At 63.6% G+C, this 18032-nt stretch carries 14 protein-coding genes; 6 read left to right on the top strand and 8 right to left on the bottom strand.

The window, feature by feature from the left end; translation table 11 throughout:
- Window positions 1-198: 198 nt before the first annotated feature.
- On the bottom strand, window positions 199-654 hold the full coding sequence (locus AC0L21_RS32220; protein WP_473265709.1) for an Lrp/AsnC family transcriptional regulator: 456 nt from the start codon (window positions 652-654) through the stop codon (window positions 199-201).
- A 152-nt stretch (window positions 655-806) separates the two neighbouring features.
- Here AC0L21_RS32220 and AC0L21_RS32215 point away from each other — a divergent pair, with 152 nt between their 5' ends.
- Window positions 807-4256 carry an indolepyruvate ferredoxin oxidoreductase family protein gene (locus AC0L21_RS32215; RefSeq protein WP_473265708.1) on the top strand — a complete coding sequence of 1150 codons (3450 nt, stop codon included), beginning with the start codon at window positions 807-809 and terminating at the stop codon, window positions 4254-4256.
- Between the two features lie 74 nt (window positions 4257-4330).
- Entirely contained in the window at window positions 4331-5755 is a 1425-nt protein-coding gene (gene iaaH / locus AC0L21_RS32210) for an indoleacetamide hydrolase (RefSeq protein WP_473265707.1), read from the top strand.
- On the opposite strand, the gene AC0L21_RS32205 is transcribed toward iaaH, so the two are convergent.
- Entirely contained in the window at window positions 5750-6661 is a 912-nt protein-coding gene (locus AC0L21_RS32205) for a LysR family transcriptional regulator (protein WP_473265706.1), read from the bottom strand. The two genes, iaaH and AC0L21_RS32205, sit on opposite strands and share 6 nt — an antisense overlap.
- 276 nt (window positions 6662-6937) lie before the next feature.
- Here AC0L21_RS32205 and AC0L21_RS32200 point away from each other — a divergent pair, with 276 nt between their 5' ends.
- The 3 genes from AC0L21_RS32200 (at window position 6938) to AC0L21_RS32190 (ending at window position 10346) form a co-directional block, all read left to right on the top strand.
- Window positions 6938-8119, top strand: a complete 1182-nt coding sequence (locus AC0L21_RS32200; protein ID WP_473265705.1) for an HlyD family secretion protein — start codon at window positions 6938-6940, stop codon at window positions 8117-8119.
- 116 nt (window positions 8120-8235) lie between these two features.
- Complete coding sequence (locus AC0L21_RS32195; protein ID WP_473265704.1) at window positions 8236-9855, top strand: MDR family MFS transporter; 1620 nt, start codon at window positions 8236-8238, stop codon at window positions 9853-9855.
- Between the two features lie 29 nt (window positions 9856-9884).
- Complete coding sequence (locus AC0L21_RS32190) at window positions 9885-10346, top strand: carboxymuconolactone decarboxylase family protein (protein WP_007615070.1); 462 nt, start codon at window positions 9885-9887, stop codon at window positions 10344-10346.
- 158 nt (window positions 10347-10504) lie between these two features.
- On the opposite strand, the gene AC0L21_RS32185 is transcribed toward AC0L21_RS32190, so the two are convergent.
- The 6 genes from AC0L21_RS32185 to AC0L21_RS32160 form a co-directional block, all read right to left on the bottom strand.
- On the bottom strand, window positions 10505-11365 hold the full coding sequence (locus AC0L21_RS32185; protein WP_473265703.1) for a D-amino-acid transaminase: 861 nt from the start codon (window positions 11363-11365) through the stop codon (window positions 10505-10507).
- A 187-nt stretch (window positions 11366-11552) separates the two neighbouring features.
- On the bottom strand, window positions 11553-12284 hold the full coding sequence (locus AC0L21_RS32180) for an amino acid ABC transporter ATP-binding protein (protein ID WP_473265702.1): 732 nt from the start codon (window positions 12282-12284) through the stop codon (window positions 11553-11555).
- 8 nt (window positions 12285-12292) lie between these two features.
- Window positions 12293-12985 (bottom strand): amino acid ABC transporter permease, encoded by a 693-nt coding sequence (locus AC0L21_RS32175; RefSeq protein WP_007597029.1) that lies wholly within the window; start codon window positions 12983-12985, stop codon window positions 12293-12295.
- Between the two features lie 4 nt (window positions 12986-12989).
- Window positions 12990-13721, bottom strand: a complete 732-nt coding sequence (locus AC0L21_RS32170) for an amino acid ABC transporter permease (protein ID WP_473265701.1) — start codon at window positions 13719-13721, stop codon at window positions 12990-12992.
- Window positions 13722-13848: 127 nt separating this feature from the next.
- Window positions 13849-14760: an amino acid ABC transporter substrate-binding protein gene (locus tag AC0L21_RS32165; RefSeq protein WP_473265700.1), complete on the bottom strand. Its 912-nt coding sequence runs from the start codon at window positions 14758-14760 to the stop codon at window positions 13849-13851.
- Between the two features lie 99 nt (window positions 14761-14859).
- On the bottom strand, window positions 14860-16269 hold the full coding sequence (locus AC0L21_RS32160; RefSeq protein WP_473265699.1) for a M20 family metallopeptidase: 1410 nt from the start codon (window positions 16267-16269) through the stop codon (window positions 14860-14862).
- A gap of 241 nt (window positions 16270-16510) precedes the next feature.
- On the opposite strand from AC0L21_RS32160, the gene AC0L21_RS32155 reads away from it, so the two are divergent.
- A complete protein-coding gene (locus AC0L21_RS32155) occupies window positions 16511-17890 on the top strand; it encodes an LLM class flavin-dependent oxidoreductase (protein WP_473265698.1) in 1380 nt (459 codons plus the stop codon).
- Window positions 17891-18032: the final 142 nt, after the last annotated feature.

Here is an 18032-nt window from a genome sequence, read left to right as displayed (position 1 = left end):
GTTTCCCGATTCTGGAATCCCCAGATGCCGCTCTGAGTCAATCCGCCGCACCAGATATGTGCATGCCCTAGGGCGAAAGCCGGGACCCATACGCCGCAGCAGATGTTTTGATTAGGACTCGTCGTTGCGGCTTCGCAAGGCAATTGGCATTCGTGGTTATGGGTCCCGGCCTTCGCCGGGACGACGATGCGCGGCCTCTCAAAACGGCAGCGCCACGCTGGTCTTGATCTCCTTCAGCACCACATTGCTTCTCACATAGCGAATGCCGGGAATGCGGAACATGAAATCGTCGAGGAATCTGTTGTAGGCCGCCATGTCCTGCACGACGACGCGCAAATGGTAATCGGCATCGCCCGTGGTCGCAAAGCACTCCAGCACCTCACGGCGCGTGGTTACCCGCGCGACGAATTCGTCGACGAATTTTGCGTCGTGCCGTTCCAGCGAGACGTGGAGGATCGCGGACATCGCAAAGCCGGCCTGCTCGCGCGCGACCAGGGCCGCGTAGCCCTGGATGGCACCGCTCTCCTCCAGCGCGCGCACCCGGCGCCAGCACGCCGACGTTGACATGCCGACCGCGTCGGCGAGCTGTTGGTTAGTGGCGCGGCCATCCTTTTGAAGGTAGGCGAGAATCCGCGCGTCCTGGTCTTCGATCATGGTAGCCACTAAAATGGATTATTCCACCTCCGTTTAGACTAGATCGGATAATACTACCATAAAAAGCGTGTCATTCGGAAAAATAGGTAAGACCTACCAATTGCCCAGGCTTACCCTTCTCCATCCGGCAAGGATGCCGTGGGGAGGTCCGCATGGACGCCATTCCGTCTCTCGAACCTTACGAGCTTTCCGACCGCTACGATCGCGAAGAAGGCCGCGTCTTCCTCACCGGCACGCAGGCCATCGTCCGCATCGCGCTCGACCAGGTGCGGCGCGACCGTGCCGCGGGGCTGAACACGGCGGGCTTCATCTCGGGCTATCGCGGCTCGCCGCTCGGCGGCATCGACCTCGAACTGTGGCGCATCCAGGAGCGACTGAAGCGGGACCGCATCGAATTCCTCCCCGCAGTGAACGAAGATCTTGCCGCGACTGCGGTGCTCGGCTCGCAACAGGTCGAGACGCAAGCCGACCGCGAGGTCGATGGCGTGTTCGGGCTCTGGTACGGCAAGGGTCCCGGCGTCGATCGCTCCGGCGATGCGCTGAAACACGGCAACGCCTACGGCTCCTCGCCGCATGGCGGCGTGCTGGTGGTCGCCGGCGACGACCATGGCTGCGTCTCGTCCTCGATGCCGCACCAGTCCGACGTCGCTTTCATGAGCTGGTTCATGCCGACGCTCCACCCCGCAAGCGTCAGCGAATATCTCGAATTCGGCGAATATGGCTACGCGCTGAGCCGCTTCACCGGCATGTGGGTCGGTTTCAAGGCGATCTCGGAGATCGTGGAATCCGGCGCTTCCGTCGCGCTGCGCCCGCCGCGCGCCTTCCACACGCCGGACTTCACGCCGCCGCCCGGCGGCCTGCACTATCGCTGGCCCGACCTGCCCGGCCCGCAGATCGAGGAGCGGCTGGAGGCGAAGAAGCACGCGGTCTACGCCTTCGCAAAGGCCAATCCGATCGACCGTCACATCTACGACATTCCGGGCGCCACCTACGGCATCGTCACCACAGGCAAGGCGCATCTCGATCTGATGGAAGCGCTGCGGTTGATGGGTCTCGACGAAGCGGACTGCCGCAGCATCGGCATCGACATCTACAAGGTTGGCATGGTCTGGCCGCTGGCACTGCATGATGCGATGGCATTCGTGAAGGGCAAGCGCGAGATCCTCGTGGTCGAGGAGAAGCGCGGCATCATCGAGAGCCAGTTCAAGGAATATTTTTACGATTATCCGGGCGAAAAGCCCGAGCGCATGGTCGGCAAGCACGACGAAACCGGCGCGCGGCTGATCTCCTGGATCGGCGAATTGTCGCCGCGCGCGCTCGCTGGGGTGCTCGCACGCCGTCTCGATCCGATGTTCCCAAGCCTTAATCTCGCCGCGCGCGCAGCCGGCTTGATGCCTGAGGCCGCGCGCGCGATCAACGTCAGCGGTGCGACGCGCACGCCGTATTTCTGCTCCGGATGCCCGCACAACACATCGACAAAAGTGCCGGAGGGGTCGAAGGCGCTGGCCGGAATCGGCTGCCATTTTATGGCGAGCTGGATGGACCGCGAGACCTCATCGCTGATTCAGATGGGCGGCGAAGGCGTGAACTGGGCCGCCTCGTCACGCTTCACCGGCAACAAGCACGTCTTCCAGAATCTCGGCGAAGGCACCTATTATCATTCGGGCTCGATGGCGATCCGGCAGGCGATCGCGGCCAAAGCCAACATCACGTACAAGATCCTGTTCAACGATGCCGTCGCCATGACCGGCGGCCAACCCGTCGACGGCCCGATTAGCGTCCACGCTATCGCGCACAGCGTCCGCGCCGAGGGCGTTGCGCGCATCGCGTTGGTGTCGGACGATCCAGCGCAATTTTCGCCAGGCGATCTTCCGGTCGGCGTGTCCATCCATCCGCGCGAGGAGATGGACAGCGTGCAGCGCGAGCTGCGCGAAATCTCGGGCGTATCGGTGCTGATCTATCAACAGACCTGCGCGACAGAGAAACGGCGTCGCCGCAAGCGTGGACAGATGGCCGACCCCAAACGCTTCGCCTATATCAACGATCTCGTCTGCGAAGGCTGCGGCGACTGCTCGGTCGAATCCAACTGCCTCAGCGTCGAGCCCAAGGAAACACCCTTCGGCCGGAAGCGGCGGATTAATCTCTCGTCCTGCAACAAGGACTTTTCCTGCCTCAACGGGTTTTGCCCGAGCTTCGTCACCGTTGAGGACGCGACGCGCCGGAAGAAGGGCGCAAGCCGGACCGACGCGGTCGGCCACGCGGCCACACTTCCCCTGCCCACTCTCGCAACGCTCGACCGTCCCTATGATCTGCTCGTCACGGGCGTCGGCGGCACCGGCGTGATCACGGTCGGCGCGCTGATCGGCATGGCGGCGCATCTCGAACGAAACGGTGTCTCGGTGCTGGATTTTACCGGCTTTGCGCAGAAATTCGGGCCGGTGCTGAGCTACATCCGGTTGGCGCCATCCCCCGACGCATTGCATCAGGTCCGGGTCGATCAGAGCGCGGCCGATGCGCTGATCGGCTGCGACCTCGTCGTCAGCTCCTCGCCGAAGGCGTCCGGCACCTATCGGAAAGGCACGCGCGCCGCGGTCAACACCGCAGAGATGCCGACCGGCGACGTCGTCCGCTTCCGTGACGCCGATCTCGCCTCACCCGCCCGCCTGCGCGCGATCGGCCAGGTGATCGGCGACGGCAATCTCGACACCATCAACGCCAATGCGCTGGCCGAGCGCCTGCTCGGCGATGCCGTTTATGCCAACATCGTCATGCTGGGCTTTGCCTGGCAGCGCGGGCTGCTGCCGGTCTCGCTCTCGGCGCTGTTGCGCGCGATCGAGCTCAACGGCGTCGCGGTCGAAAGCAACAAGCAGGCTTTCGCCTGGGGCCGGATTGCAGCGGCCGATCGTGACTTTCTGCCGAAGACGGACGAGGCGCCGAAAGCCGAGACGCTCGACCAGATCATCACCCGCCGCGCCGACTTCCTCGCCGCCTATCAGAACGAGGCCTATGCGGCGCGCTATCGCTCGGCGATCGAGAAAGTCCGGCGCGCTGAGGCTCCGCTGAGCAGCGAGGCGCTGACCGAGGCAGTTGCGCGCGCCCTGTTCAAGCTGATGGCCTACAAGGATGAGTACGAGGTGGCGCGCCTGCACATGCAGAGCGGCTTCCTCGACGAGCTCAAGCGCGAGTTCGAGGACGGCTTCAGCGTCCAATACCATCTCGCTCCGCCCCTCCTGCCGTCCGAGCGCGACGCCCGCGGCCGGCCGCGCAAGCGCGCCTTCGGCCAGTGGATCCAGCTGCCGCTCGCCGCGCTCGCGCGACTGAAAGGGTTGCGCGGGACAGTATTCGATCCGTTCGGTTACACGGTCGAACGGCGCACCGAGCGAGACCTGATCGCCTGGTATGAGGGCGTGATCGAACGGATGCTCGGCGAACTCGATGCGGCGCGCCTGCCCGATCTCGTCGTGATCGCCAAGGCGCCGATGGAGATCCGCGGTTACGGCCCGGTGAAGGACATCGCGATGGCAAAGGTGAAGCCGGCGGTCGAGCGGCTTCTCGCCGATGTGATCGCGGCATCGCAGGCAAAGTTGCGCGCCCACGGTTGACGTCATGCCGGAGAGGCTTCAGCTTCCCGAATTCGAGGGCTCCATGATGGAGCCGGGCAAGGGGGTGACGCATCATGGATTTCGATCAGTTGACCCTGACCCAGGCCGCCGCCGACCTCCGCGCCGGCAAGGTGACGAGCACCGCACTCACGACTGAAGCTCTTGCCCGTGCCAAAGCCAATGCCGACCTCAACGCCTTCGTCACCCTGGACGAGGCCGGCGCTCTGAAGGCCGCGGCCGCATTCGACGCGACGGGCGACCGGACAAATCCGCTCGGCGGCGTGCCCATCGTGATCAAAGACAATATCGAGGTCGCCGGGCTGCCCTGTAGCGCGGGCACGCCGGCCCTGAAGGACTACGTTCCCACGGCCGACGCGCCGGTTGCGGCAAAACTGCGGGCCGCAGGTGCGGTCATCATCGGCAAGACCAGCATGCACGAGCTCGCCTTCGGCATCTCCGGCTACAACACCGCATTCAAGACTGGTGCCGAGTTCGGCGTGCGCAACGCCTATGACCGCGCCCTGATCGCCGGCGGTTCTTCCTCCGGGACCGGTACCGCTATCGGCGCGCGGATCGTGGCAGGCGGGCTCGGCACCGATACCGGTGGATCGGTCCGCGTGCCGGCCGCGCTGAACGGCTGCGCCTCGCTGCGCCCGACGATCGGCCGCTATCCGCAAAACGGCATCGCGCCGCTCTCGCACACCCGCGACACCGCGGGTCCCATGGCCGCGACCATGGCGGATGTCGCGCTGCTCGACGGCGTCATTACGGGCGGCGATGCTATCGCGCCGGCCGATCTGAACCAGGTGCGGATCGGCATCGTGAAAGCCATACTGACCAATCTCGACGCCGACACCGACGCCGCATTCGAGGCGGCCGTCACGAAAATGAAGGCGCAGGGCGTCACCGTCATCGAAATCGAGATGCCGCTGCTGGCCGAACTCAACGGCCAGGTGAGCTTTCCCGTCGTGCTGTATGAGGCCTATGACGACATGGTCGCGTATCTCAGACACACCGGTACCGGCCTCAGCATCGCGGCGCTGGCAGCGGAGATATCCAGCGCAGACGTGAAGGGCACCTACGATGGGCTGGTGATCCCGCGCAAACTGCCCGCCCCCGATGGCACGCTGGTTGACGCCAAGCCGATCTACGACGCCGCGATCAACACAGCGCGCCCCGCGCTTCAGGCGCTCTACAGCAGGACTTTCGCCGACAACCGGCTCGATGCCATCGCCTTCCCGACCACGCCGCGCGTCGCCATTGCCTCCAATCCCGATTCCAGCAGCCTGGAGAATTTCGGCCTGTTCATCCAGAACACCGATCCCGGCAGCAATGCCGGCATTCCCGGCATCCAGATTCCGATCACGCTCGGCGCCACCAGCAAACTGCCTGTCGGCCTCGAGATGGACGGCCCGGCCGGAAGCGATCGCCGGCTGCTTGCGATCGGCTTGGCGCTCGACATCGTGTTCGGACGACTGCCGCCGCCGCGCCCGTCATGAATACGGATTGATCAGCTTCTGCTGCTCGGCACTGTGATGCACCAGCATGTCGATGAATGTCCTGACCTTGGCCGACAGATGATGGCGGTGTGGATAGACGGCATTCATCGACATCTCGACTGGACGATATTCGGGCAAGAGGCGCACCAGCCGACCGGCCTCGAGATCGTCGCGGATCAGAAATCCGGCCATCAGGCAGACGGCAGCGCCTTCCAGCGCCACCTTTCGTAAGGCCTCACCGCTGTTGGTGATGAAGCTACCGGAGATGCGCACCGATGCCGGCGCGCCCTTGCGATCGAAGAAGCGCCAATCGTCACCGAAGGGATAATTCAAATGGCGCCCGCAATTGTGCGTGGTGAGCTCACCGAGCTTCTGCACGCGACCGTGCTTGTCGAGATAGTCGTGCGAGCAGCACAGCACGTGACGCCAGGTGGCAAGGCTGCGGACGATCAGGCTCGAATCCGGTGGCGAGGTCATGCGCAGAGCAACGTCATAGCCTTCTTCGATGAGGTCGATGTCGGCCTCGCCCATGCGCAGATCGATCTTGAGCTCCGGATAGGCCGACAGGAGTTTCGCCACCACCGGCGCGACGAACGGCACCATGTGCGTGGCGACGTGGATCCGTAGCGTGCCGCGGGGCACCGACTGCAATTCGCTCGCGATATCGTCGGCCTGTTTGAGCTCGGCAAGTATCTGGATGCAGCGGTCGTAATAGGCCTTGCCGATGTCGGTGAGGCTGACCTTGCGCGTGGTGCGCTGAAGCAACCTCACCCCGAGCCGGTCTTCCAGCGCCTGGACGTGATTGCTCACCATGGTGGTCGACATGTTGAGCTTGCGGGCTGCTGCAGAGAAGCCGCCGGTCTCGACCACCCGGCTGAAGACTTCGAGACTCGTCAATCGGTCCATGCCCGCTGATTATCCGCTCTTGATCGACAATCGCAAGGAATTCTGTCCGATTATCCGTCAGGCCATCTCCTGCGCGACATAGCGGACGCGTTAGCCGCAATCCCTCAACAGAAGCGGCAATCACTCTGGGGCAGTCGAACCTCCGGCTCCGTAAACCTTACGCGAAGGCGAGATGGCCGGACTATCCACTCTCAGCGGATAATCCTTCCGGCATTTCGCCGATTATCGATCGAGCGAAGAAGACCGATAGTCTCAGCCAGCCGATAGGAGACTGCCATGTCCGAGATGCCCCGCACCGAAAACTTCCAGCAAGCGACTGAGATAACTCAAGCTTCCCTCACGGCGCCGGTGCGTGGTCCGGCCCGGAATATGGTCCGGCGGGCGGCGTTGGCGCTGGCGTTCTTCGCGGGCACGGTAGCGATTGTCCACTATGGACACGACTACTGGGTCAACGGCCGCTATCTCGAGACAACCGATGACGCCTATGTGAAGGCCGATTCCACGATCATCGCGCCAAAAGTCTCGGGCTACATCGCCAAGGTGCTGGTCAGCGACAACGAAAAGGTCAAAGCGGGCCAGGTGCTGGCGAAGATCGACGACCGCGACTTTAAGGCGGCGCTCGACCAGGCCCGCGCGGATGTCGCTGCGGCGGAAGCGTCGGTACGCAACCTCGACGCCCAGCTCGAACTCCAGCAGCCGATCATCGAGCAGAGCACAGCCGACGTCGCTGCTGCCGACGCGAATCTGAAATTTGCGCAGGAGGAGCGCGCCCGCTACGACGATTTGATGAAGTCGGGCTCCGGCACGATTCAGCGCGCACAACAGACTGACGCTGCGTTGCGCGCCAGCAATGCACAGCTGCAACATGCCAGATCGGGCCTCGTGGCCGCGCAACGCAAGGTCGACGTGCTCACCACCCAGCGCGCGCAGGCTACGGCCCAACTCGAACACGCGCGCGCGGTCGCGGAGCAGGCGACGCTGAATCTCTCCTACACCGAGATTACCGCGCCGGTCGACGGCACGGTCGGCGCCCGCTCATTGCGCGTGGGACAGTTCGTGCAGGCCGGCACGCAATTGATGGCCGTGGTGCCGCTCGATGCGGTCTATGTCGTGGCAAATTTCAAGGAGACGCAACTCACCCATGTCCGCTCCGGCCAGCCGGTCGAGCTGCACGTCGACAGCTTCCGCAACCAGACCCTGCGCGGCCATGTCGACAGCCTGTCGCCGGCGAGCGGCCTTGAATTCGCACTGCTGCCGCCCGACAACGCCACCGGCAATTTCACCAAGATCGTGCAACGGGTACCGGTGAAGATCGTGCTCGACGACCACAGCCTGACCGGCCTGCTGCGCCCCGGCATGTCCGCGGTGCCGACCGTCGACACCAAACAGGCCGTCATGGCCGAGCGCGAGACGGCAAAGCATCTCGCCGACAACGCGGCCCGTCCGAACGGCGGTTGAAGCCGGAAAGGTCCGGCAGGACTATCAAGCCCTGCCGGATGATCCTTCCCAAACTTCGTCGATTATCGAAACCAACTGCCTGATCCATGCTGTCTCCGTAACGAGACGAGGCTTCCATGAGCACGCTCCAAACGACCGTCAACGCCGCCTCCGCCGCCAATATCCCCGCTTCAGTCGCGGCCACCATAACGCCTGCCGTGTCGACCAAGACCTGGATTGCCGTGATCGGCGCGACGCTCGGCGCCTTCATGGCGGTGCTGAACATCCAGATCGTCAATGCGTCGCTCGCCGATATTCAGGGCGCGATCGGCGCTGGCATCGATGACGGCGGCTGGATCTCGACCTCCTATCTGATCGCGGAGATCGTGGTGATCCCGCTCTCGGGCTGGCTGGCGCAGGTGTTCTCGATCCGCATCTATCTCCTCACCAACGCGGTCCTGTTCCTGGTCCTGTCGGCCGCCTGTGCGCTGGCGCAGGACCTGCCGCAGATGATCGTGCTGCGGGCGGTGCAAGGCTTTAGCGGCGGCGTGCTGATTCCGATGGCGTTCACGCTCATCATCACATTGCTGCCGCGCGGAAAGCAGCCGGTCGGCCTTGCGCTGTTCGCGCTGTCGGCGACGTTCGCGCCCGCGATCGGCCCGACCATCGGCGGCTATCTCACCGAGAATTTTGGCTGGCAGTACATCTTCTACGTCAACGTCGTCCCCGGCACGATCATGGTCGGCATGCTCTGGTACGCGCTGGACGCAAAGCCCATGAAGCTGTCGTTGCTGCGCGACGGCGACTGGGCCGGCATCATCACCATGGCGATCGGACTGTCGGCGCTGCAGACCGTGCTCGAGGAAGGCAACAAGGACGACTGGTTCGGCTCGCCCTTCATCGTCAAGCTGTCCGTCATCGCGGCCGTGGCGCTAAGCGCCTTCCTGATCATCGAGCTCACGGTGAAGAAGCCGCTCCTCAACCTGCGTCTGCTGGTCCGCCGCAATTTCGGCTTCGGCATGCTCGCGAATTTCCTGCTGGGAATCGCGCTCTACGGCTCGGTGTTCATCCTGCCGCAATATCTGGCCCGCATCCAGGGCTACAATGCCGAGCAGATCGGCATGGTGCTGGCATGGACCGGCCTGCCGCAGCTCGTGCTGATCCCGCTGGTGCCGCGCCTGATGCAGAAGCTCGATGCGCGGCTCATCATCGGCGTCGGCTTCGTCCTGTTCGCGGCCTCCAACTTCATGAACATCTACATGACGGGCAACTATGCTGCCGATCAATTGCTCTGGCCCAATGTGGTTCGTGCGATCGGCCAGGCGCTGGTGATGGCGCCGCTGTCTGCGGTGGCGACCTCAGGCATCGAACCGGAAAACGCGGGCTCGGCCTCCGGCCTGTTCAACATGATTCGCAATCTCGGCGGCGCCGTCGGCATCGCGCTGTTACAGACCCTGCTGACCAAGCGCGAGCAGTATCACTCCAACGTGCTGATGCAGTCAGTCTCGCTGTTCGAGCAGGCGACGCGGACACGGCTGGAACAGCTCACGCAATATTTCATCAATCACGGCGTGCTCGACCGGGCGGACGCGTTGCATCGCGCCTATGTCGCGATCGGACACATCGTGCAGAAGCAGGCCTATATCCTCGCCTTCAGCGACACTTTCTATCTGCTCGGCGTGGCACTGATCGTCGCGCTGATCGCCACCCTCTTCCTGAAGAAGGCCGGCCACGCCTCGGCCGGCGGCGCCCACTGACATCAACCCAGCAAGCAAGGAGAACGACCATGAAACCCCGCATGAATTTCTACCAGGCCGCACCCGACACGATGAAGGCGCTGATGGCACTGGAAGAGCAGATCCAGTCGACCGGCCTGGAGAAATCGCTGATCGAGCTCGTCAAGATCCGCGCGTCCCAGATCAACGGCTGCGCCTTCTGCATCAATATGCACACCGAAGACGCCCGCAAGCGCGGCGAGACCGAGCAGCGCATCTATCTGCTCAACGCCTGGCGCGAATCCCCGCTCTACACCGACCGCGAGCGCGCCGCGCTGGCCTGGACCGAATCGGTGACGCTGATCTCCGAGACGCATGCGCCCGATGATGTCTACGAGCAGGTCCGCGCGCAATTCTCCGATGCGGAGACGGTGAACCTGACCATGCTGATCGGCGCCATCAATGCCTGGAACAGGATCGCGATCGCGTTCCGTGCGGTTCACCCGGTGAAGGTGAAGGCGTCGGTGGCGTGAGGTGCTGACGCATGAGGCCATACCGCCTCAATACATTCGACTGTCATGCCCCGGCTTGACCGGGGCATCCAGTACGCCGCGGCTTGTCGAGTCCAGCACTCCCGTCACGGAGTACTGGATCGCCCGGTCAAGCCGGGCGATGACACCGAGCGGGTGGCTTAAACCGCCGTCGCCTTGGCGAACTCCACGTAGATCTCGCGCAGCCGCGCGGCAAGCGGGCCGGGCTTGCCGTCGCCGACCTTCTTGCCGTCGATCGCAACCACCGGCTGGACGAACAGCGACGCCGAGGTGGCAAAGGCTTCCTTGGCGGCGAGCGCCTCGGCGACCGTGAAGGAACGCTCCTCGATACGGAGCTGACGCTCTTCCGCCAGCGCCACCACCGCCTTGCGGGTGCAGCCCGGCAGGATCGCGTTGGAGTTCTTGCGGGTCACGATGACGTCGTCATGGGTCAGGATGAACGCCGAGGACGAACCGCCTTCGGTGACGTAGCCGTCTTCCAGCATCCAGGCCTCGCCCGCACCGGCTTCGGCCGCGGCCTGCTTTGCCAGCACTTGCGCGAGCAGTGCCACGCTCTTGATGTCACGCCGCTCCCAGCGGATGTCGGGCACGGTGATCACATTGATGCCGGTCTTGGCTGAGGCGGCGTTGATGATGTCCTTCTCCGACGTGAACATTACCAGGCTCGACTTGACGTCGCCCTTGGGGAAGGCGAAGTCGCGGCCCTTGTCGGCACCACGCGTGACCTGGAGATAGACGAGGCCGTTCTCGACCTTGTTGCGCGCGATCAGCTCCTTCTGGAGCTCGGTGATGCGTTCGACCGTCTCGGGCAGCTTCAGCTGGATCTCGCCGACCGAGCGCTCCAGCCGCGTCAGATGCGAGGCATTGTCGATCAGCTTGCCGTCGAGCACGGCCGAGACCTCGTAGATGCCGTCGGCAAACAGGAAGCCGCGATCGAGCACCGAAATTTTGGCGTCCGAGAGCGGGACGAATGAGCCGTTGACATAGGCGATCGGATCCAAGGCAGGTCTCCTGAGGGCAAAGGGATTTGGCGCGCTTATATGCGAAATGGGGGCGGCGATCACCCCTCTATTCGTCATTCCGGGGCATTCGCGCAGCGAATGAGCCCGGAATCCATTTCCCCTCGTACAATGCCGCCCGATGGATTCCGGGCTCGCGACTACGTCGCGCCCCGGAATGACGGCAGAGCTAGTGGGAGAGGATCTTCGACAAGAATTTCTGCGCGCGGTCGCTGCGGGGCTTGCCGAAGAAATCGTCCTTCGGGGCGTCCTCGACGATCTCGCCGCGATCCATGAAGATCACGCGGTTGGCAACCTTGCGGGCAAAGCCCATCTCGTGGGTGACGACCATCATGGTCATGCCCTCATGGGCAAGGTCTACCATGACGTCGAGCACCTCGCTCACCATTTCGGGGTCGAGCGCCGAGGTCGGCTCGTCGAACAGCATGACAATGGGATCCATTGCGAGCGCGCGAGCGATCGCCACCCGCTGCTGCTGGCCACCGGACAGGTTCGCGGGATACTTTTGCGCCTGTTCCTTCAGGCCGACGCGCTCCAGCAGTTGCATGCCTTTCGCCATCGCCTTGTCGCGCGACCGGTCGAGCACCTTCTGCTGCGCGAGGCAGAGATTGTCGATAATCTTCAGATGCGGAAACAGCTCGAAATGCTGAAACACCATGCCGACACGCGAGCGCAGCTTGGGCAGATTGGTCTTGGGATCGTTGACCTTGGTGCCATCGACGCTGATGTCGCCTTTCTGGAACGGCTCCAGCGCGTTGACGCATTTGATCAGCGTCGACTTGCCCGATCCCGACGGGCCGCAGACCACGACCACCTCGCCCTTGGAGACGTTGGTGGTGCAGTCGGTCAGCACCTGGAAGCTCGGGCTGTACCATTTGTCGACGTGGCTGATCTCGATCATGACAAACTCTATCGAATGATGGCGATGCGCGCCTGCAGGCGGCGAACGCCGAAGGACGCGACACAGGAGATGGTGAAGTAGACGATCGCTGCGAACAGATACATTTCGACCAGACGGCCGTCGCGCTGCGCGACCTTGCTTGCCGCACCGAGGAAATCGGTGATCGACAGCACGTAGACCAGTGAGGTGTCCTGGAACAGCACGATGGTCTGCGTGATCAGCACCGGCAGCATGTTACGGAAGGCCTGCGGCAGCACCACGTAGCGCATGGTCTGGGCGTAAGTCAGGCCGAGCGCGTTGGCTGCGGCCGGCTGGCCGCGCGAGATCGACTGGATGCCGGCACGCATGATCTCGGAGAAGTACGCGGCCTCGAACATGATGAAGGTGATGAGCGAGGATGCGAACGCGCCGACGCTGATCGGGCGCGACGCGCCGGTCACCCACTGCCCGATATAGGGCACCAGGAAGTAGAACCAGAAGATCACCAGCACCAGCGGCAGCGAGCGCATGAAGTCGACATAGACCCCGGCGATGCGGCCCAGGATCTTGAAGCCTGACAGCCGCATCAGCGCGATAGCCGTCCCGAAGATCAGGCCGCCGAGCGCCGCAAGCCCCGTGAGCATCAGCGTGAACGTCATGCCCTCGTAAAACAGATAGGGCAGTGCGCGACGGATGACCTCGAAATCGAAATTGCTGAACATGGTGCTATTTCCCCGTGATGTAGCCGGGGATCGCGACGTAGCGCTCGAGGAAGCGCATTGCGGTCACGACGACGGCGTTGACGAGGAGATAGAGCAGGGTCGCGGCGGTGAAGGCCTCGAACACCTGGAACGAGAATTCCTGCATCGAGCGCGCCTGTCCGGTCAGCTCGAGCAAACCGATGGTGATGGCCACAGCCGTGTTCTTGATGGTGTTGAGGAACTCGGACGTCAGCGGCGGCAGGATGATGCGGAACGCCATCGGCAGCAAGATGTAGCGATAAGCCTGCAAGGTCGTCAGGCCGAGCGCGGTCGCCGCCATCTTCTGCCCGCGCGGGAGCGATCCGATGCCGGCTTGCAATTGCACGGCGACGCGTGCCGACATGAAGAACCCGATGCCGATCGCCGCCGTCCAGAATGGCGCATTGGGCAGCTGCTTCAGCCAGAGGCCGGCAGATTTCGGCAGCAGTTCCGGCAGCACGAAGAACCACAGGAAGAGCTGCACCAGCAGCGGCATGTTGCGGAAGAATTCGACATAGGCAAAGCCGAACCAGTACGCACCCTTCGACGGCAGCGTGCGCATCACGCCCACGAACGATCCGGCGATCAGCGCGATGATCCAGGCGAGCGCACCCGTCTTGAGGGTCAGCACCAGCCCCGACAGCAGCATGTCGAGATAGGTGCCGGTCCCCATCGGGTTCGGCTCGAAGAAAATTCCCCAGTTCCAGTGGTAGTTCACGTGTCCCCCGCGCGAACGCGCCAGTCATGGATGTCCCGGCGCCTATGCAAATGTCCGGCCACTCTCCCTCCAGAATGGCCGGAATATGCTGCCTCTCCCCACGAGGGGGAGAGGCGAACAACTCAGCTTACTTATAGTCGTCCGGGTTTGGCGAGTCCGAGGGTTTCGCGAACTCGTTCTTCAGCTCGGGCGAGATCGGGGTGTTGAGGTTCAGACCCTTCGGCGGGATCTTCTGGGTGAACCACTTGTCGTAGATCTTCTGGCCTTCGCCGGACGTGTAGAGCGCGGCGGTCGCCGCATCGACCACCTTCTTGAACGGCGCGTCGTCCTTGCGCAGCATGATGCCGTAGGGCTCAGGCTTCGAGAACGCGTCCTTGGAAATGACGTAGTCGTCGGGCGACTTCGAGCCGGCCACGAGGCTGGCGAGCAGGATGTCGTCCATCACGAAGGCGACGGCGCGGTCGGTCTCCACCATCAAGAAGGATTCGGCGTGGTCCTTGGCCGGGATGATGTTGGCGCCGAGGCTTTTCGCAACATTGGCTTCGGTGAGCTGCTTGATGTTGGTGGTGCCGGCGGTCGAAACCACCGTCTTGCCCTTGAGGTCGTCGATCGACTTCAGGCCGCTCGACTTCTTGAAGACGTAGCGGCTGGCGGTCAGGTAATGGGTGTTGGTGAAGGCGACCTGCTTCTGGCGCTCGGCATTGTTGGTGGTCGAGCCGCATTCGAGGTCGATGGTGCCGTTCGCCATCAGCGGAATACGCGTCGCCGAGGTCACCGGGTTGAGCTTGACCTCGAGCTTGTCGAGCTTGAGCTCCTTCTTCACGGCGTCGACGATCTTGTAGCAGATGTCCATCGCGAACCCGACGGGCTTCTGGTTGTCGTCGAGATAGGAGAACGGGATCGAGGAGTCGCGGAAGCCGAGCGTAATGGCGCCGGTGTCCTTGATGTTCTTGAGCGTGCCGGTCAGCTCCTCGGCCCCCGCCTGGCTGACAGCGAAGGTCGCGGCGAGCGCGAGGCCGATGCTACGGAAATGTTTCACTTTTTGGTCCCCTTTCAGGATGATGCCGGCGGGATGCAAGCACAAATTGGGTTGGAATAGAATGTGACTTTTGGCTGGATCGCGGCTCCGATTAGCGGCTCAGGCCGGAGGGCGCGTTAGCGGTCCTGTTAGCGCGCTTGGCAATTCCCCGAGATCCCAGAACAGGCCGGCCATCATCGTCAAGGCCTCTTCGGTCAAGGGCAGCAGGATGTGCTCATTGGGCGCATGCTGGGAGCAGCCGGGATAGGAGTGCGGCACCCAGATCGTCGGCAGGCCGAGGAGCTCGGAGAACACGTCGTTGGGCAACGAGCCGCCGAAATTCGGCAGCACCGCCGGCACCTTGCCGGTGGTCTGATGCACCGAATCCGCCGCCCATGTGATCCAGGGGCTGTCGAAATCCGTGCGCGAGGCGGCAAAGCTCTGCGCCGCCCGCACCTCGACCATTGGAAAGCCCTTCTGCGCCAGATGCGCGCGGATCGCCTCGATCAGCCCATCGATCCTGGTGCCGACCACGAAACGCAGTTGCAGCACGGCATTGGCGCGGGCGGGAATGGCGTTGGCCGGCTTCTCGATATTGCCCGACGACATCGCCAGCACTTCGAGCGTGTTCCAGGCATAGAGCCGCTCGGCCGCCGAAAGACCCTCCTCGCCCCAGTTCTCGGCCAACGCCGGCTCGTCCTCGGTGGGCACCACCTGCACGTCCGCAAGATAGCTGCGGATCTGGTTGGTGAGCCGGGGCGGCTTCAGCCCCTCCAGCTGAAGGCGGCCGCGGCCATCGACCAGCGTCGAGATCGCGTTGACCAGAATGGTCGCGGGGTTGGCGAGCACGCCGCCCCAATTGCCGGAGTGATGGCCGCCGTCGCGAAGGTTCACATCGAGATGAATGCGGATGCCGCCACGGCAGCCGAGGAACAGCGTCGGACGGTCGGCGGACAGGCGCGGCCCGTCGGAGGCCATGAACAGATCGGCCTTGAGCGCATCGCGATTGAGATCGCAGACCTTGCCAAGATCCGGCGAACCGATCTCCTCACCCATCTCGATGATGAACTTGGCGTTGAAGCCGAGCATGCCGCCGCGGGCCTCGCGCACCGCACGGAGTGCGGCCATGTTGATGCTGTGCTGGCCCTTGTTGTCGGCGGTACCGCGACCGTAGACACGCGTGCCCGAAACCGTGGTGCGCCAGGGATCGCGGCCGTCGCGCCACTCGCCTTCCATGCCGTCGACGACGTCGCCATGGCCGTAGATCAGAACAGTCGGCGCCGTCTCGCTCTCGCGGTGTTCGGCGAACAGGAACGGCGCCTTGCCGCTGGGAGATTCGATCATCCGGCTTTGGAAATCGAGCGCGGCGAAAGCGGGCACCATCTCCTGTTCCAGATAGGCGCGCAGCTCGACGCTCCGGTTCGGATTCTGGCTCTCGGTCCGGTAGGCGACGCGGCGGTCGAGTTCGGCGAGGAACGCGCCGGATTTGAAATCGTCACGGGCGCGGGCGATGGCATCGGCTCTGGTCATTATTTTCTTTTTTAGGTTGTGAGGCGAAGGAGCATACCTGATGCGGGCAGGCCTCCGAAAGTGGCGGGGACTTCGATAGTCTTGGGATTTCGTTCTTGCTCTCTTGAGATTGGCTTGCCAAGCGCGGCAGCGCCGCCGATTTTGGCCTTGCCAACGTCGCACTATATGCAAGAACTTCGCCAAGTTCGGGCGCAGCTCTATCATTCGAAGAGCGCCCGGTACAGGGCGCCGGGGGACCATCATGGCCAAGCAGATCAGGCTCAATGCATTTGCGATGAATTGCGTCGCGCACCAGTCACCGGGCTTGTGGACCCATCCGCGCGACCGCACTGCCGAATATAACCGCCTGCCCTACTGGATCGATCTTGCCAAAACGCTGGAGCGCGGCCGTTTCGACGGACTGTTCCTGGCCGACGTGCTCGGCGTCTATGACGTCTACGGCAACAGTCCTGACGCAGCCTTGCGCAATGCAGCCCAGTCGCCCTCTAACGATCCGCTGTTGCTGCTGTCGGCAATGGCGGCGGTGACGCAGAATCTCGGCTTCGGCGTCACCAGCAATCTCTCCTTCGAGCCGCCCTATCCGTTCGCGCGGCGGATGTCGACGCTCGATCATCTCACCGAGGGACGAATCGGCTGGAACGTCGTCACCGGCTATCTCGACAGCGCCGCGCGCGGCGCCGGCAAGGACAAGCAGATCGGGCACGACGACCGCTACGAGATCGCGGACGAATATATGGAGGTCGTCTACAAGCTCTGGGAAGGGAGTTGGGAGGACGACGCCGTGCTGCGCGACCGCACGCGCGGCATCTTCACCGATCCCTCAAAAGTTCATCGCGTCAACCATGAGGGCGCGAACTGGCGCATCAACAACACCATCCACCTGAGCGAGCCCTCGCCGCAGCGGACGCCCGTGCTGTACCAGGCCGGCACCTCGCCGCGCGGACGGAAGTTCGCGGCACAGCACGCCGAATGCGTGTTCATGTCGGGGCCGTCGGCCAGGGTGATCGCGCCGCGGGTGTCGGCGATCCGTCACGAGGCCGCCGCGTTCGGGCGCAATCCGGCGGAAATCCTGATGTTCTCGATGATGACGATCATCCTCGGGCGGACGGAGGCCGAGGCAAACGAAAAATACGCCGACTATCGCCGCCACATCAGCCCCGAGGGCGCGCTCGCGCTGATGTCGGGATGGACCGGAATCGACTTCTCCGGCTACGAGCTCGATCAGCAGGTGCGCCATGTCCAGAACGACGCCGGTCGCAGCGCACTCGACAACGTCACCCGCGCCGATCCCGATCGCGTCTGGACCGTGCGCGACGTCATCGAGCATATTGGCGTCGGCGGCGCCGGTCCCGTCGTGGTCGGCACGCCGGAGATGGTCGCTGACAAGATCGAGGCGTGGTTCGAGGCGACCGATGTCGACGGCCTCAACGTCGCCTTCGCGATCTCACCCGGCGATTTCGAGGACATCGCCGATATGCTGGTCCCGGAGCTGACGCGCCGCGGGCGGTACAAGGCGGAGTACGCGCAGGGCACGCTGCGGGAGAAGCTGTTCGGTGACGGGCGTGCGCGACTAGGTGCGCCGCATCCGGCAGCGGGGTATCGGGTGGGGAGGAAGGGATAGCACCCCGAGGTACGCTGTCATGCCCCGGCTTGACCGGAGCATCCAGTACGCCGCGGCGTCTCGACTCAATCACCGCCGCCCTCTGGGATACTGGATCACCGCCTTCGCGGGTGATGACGACTGAAACGTGGCGGACACCAGC

The organism is Bradyrhizobium sp. WSM4873 (genome assembly GCF_055811355.1).
This window is presented reverse-complemented; position numbering and strand designations above follow the sequence as displayed.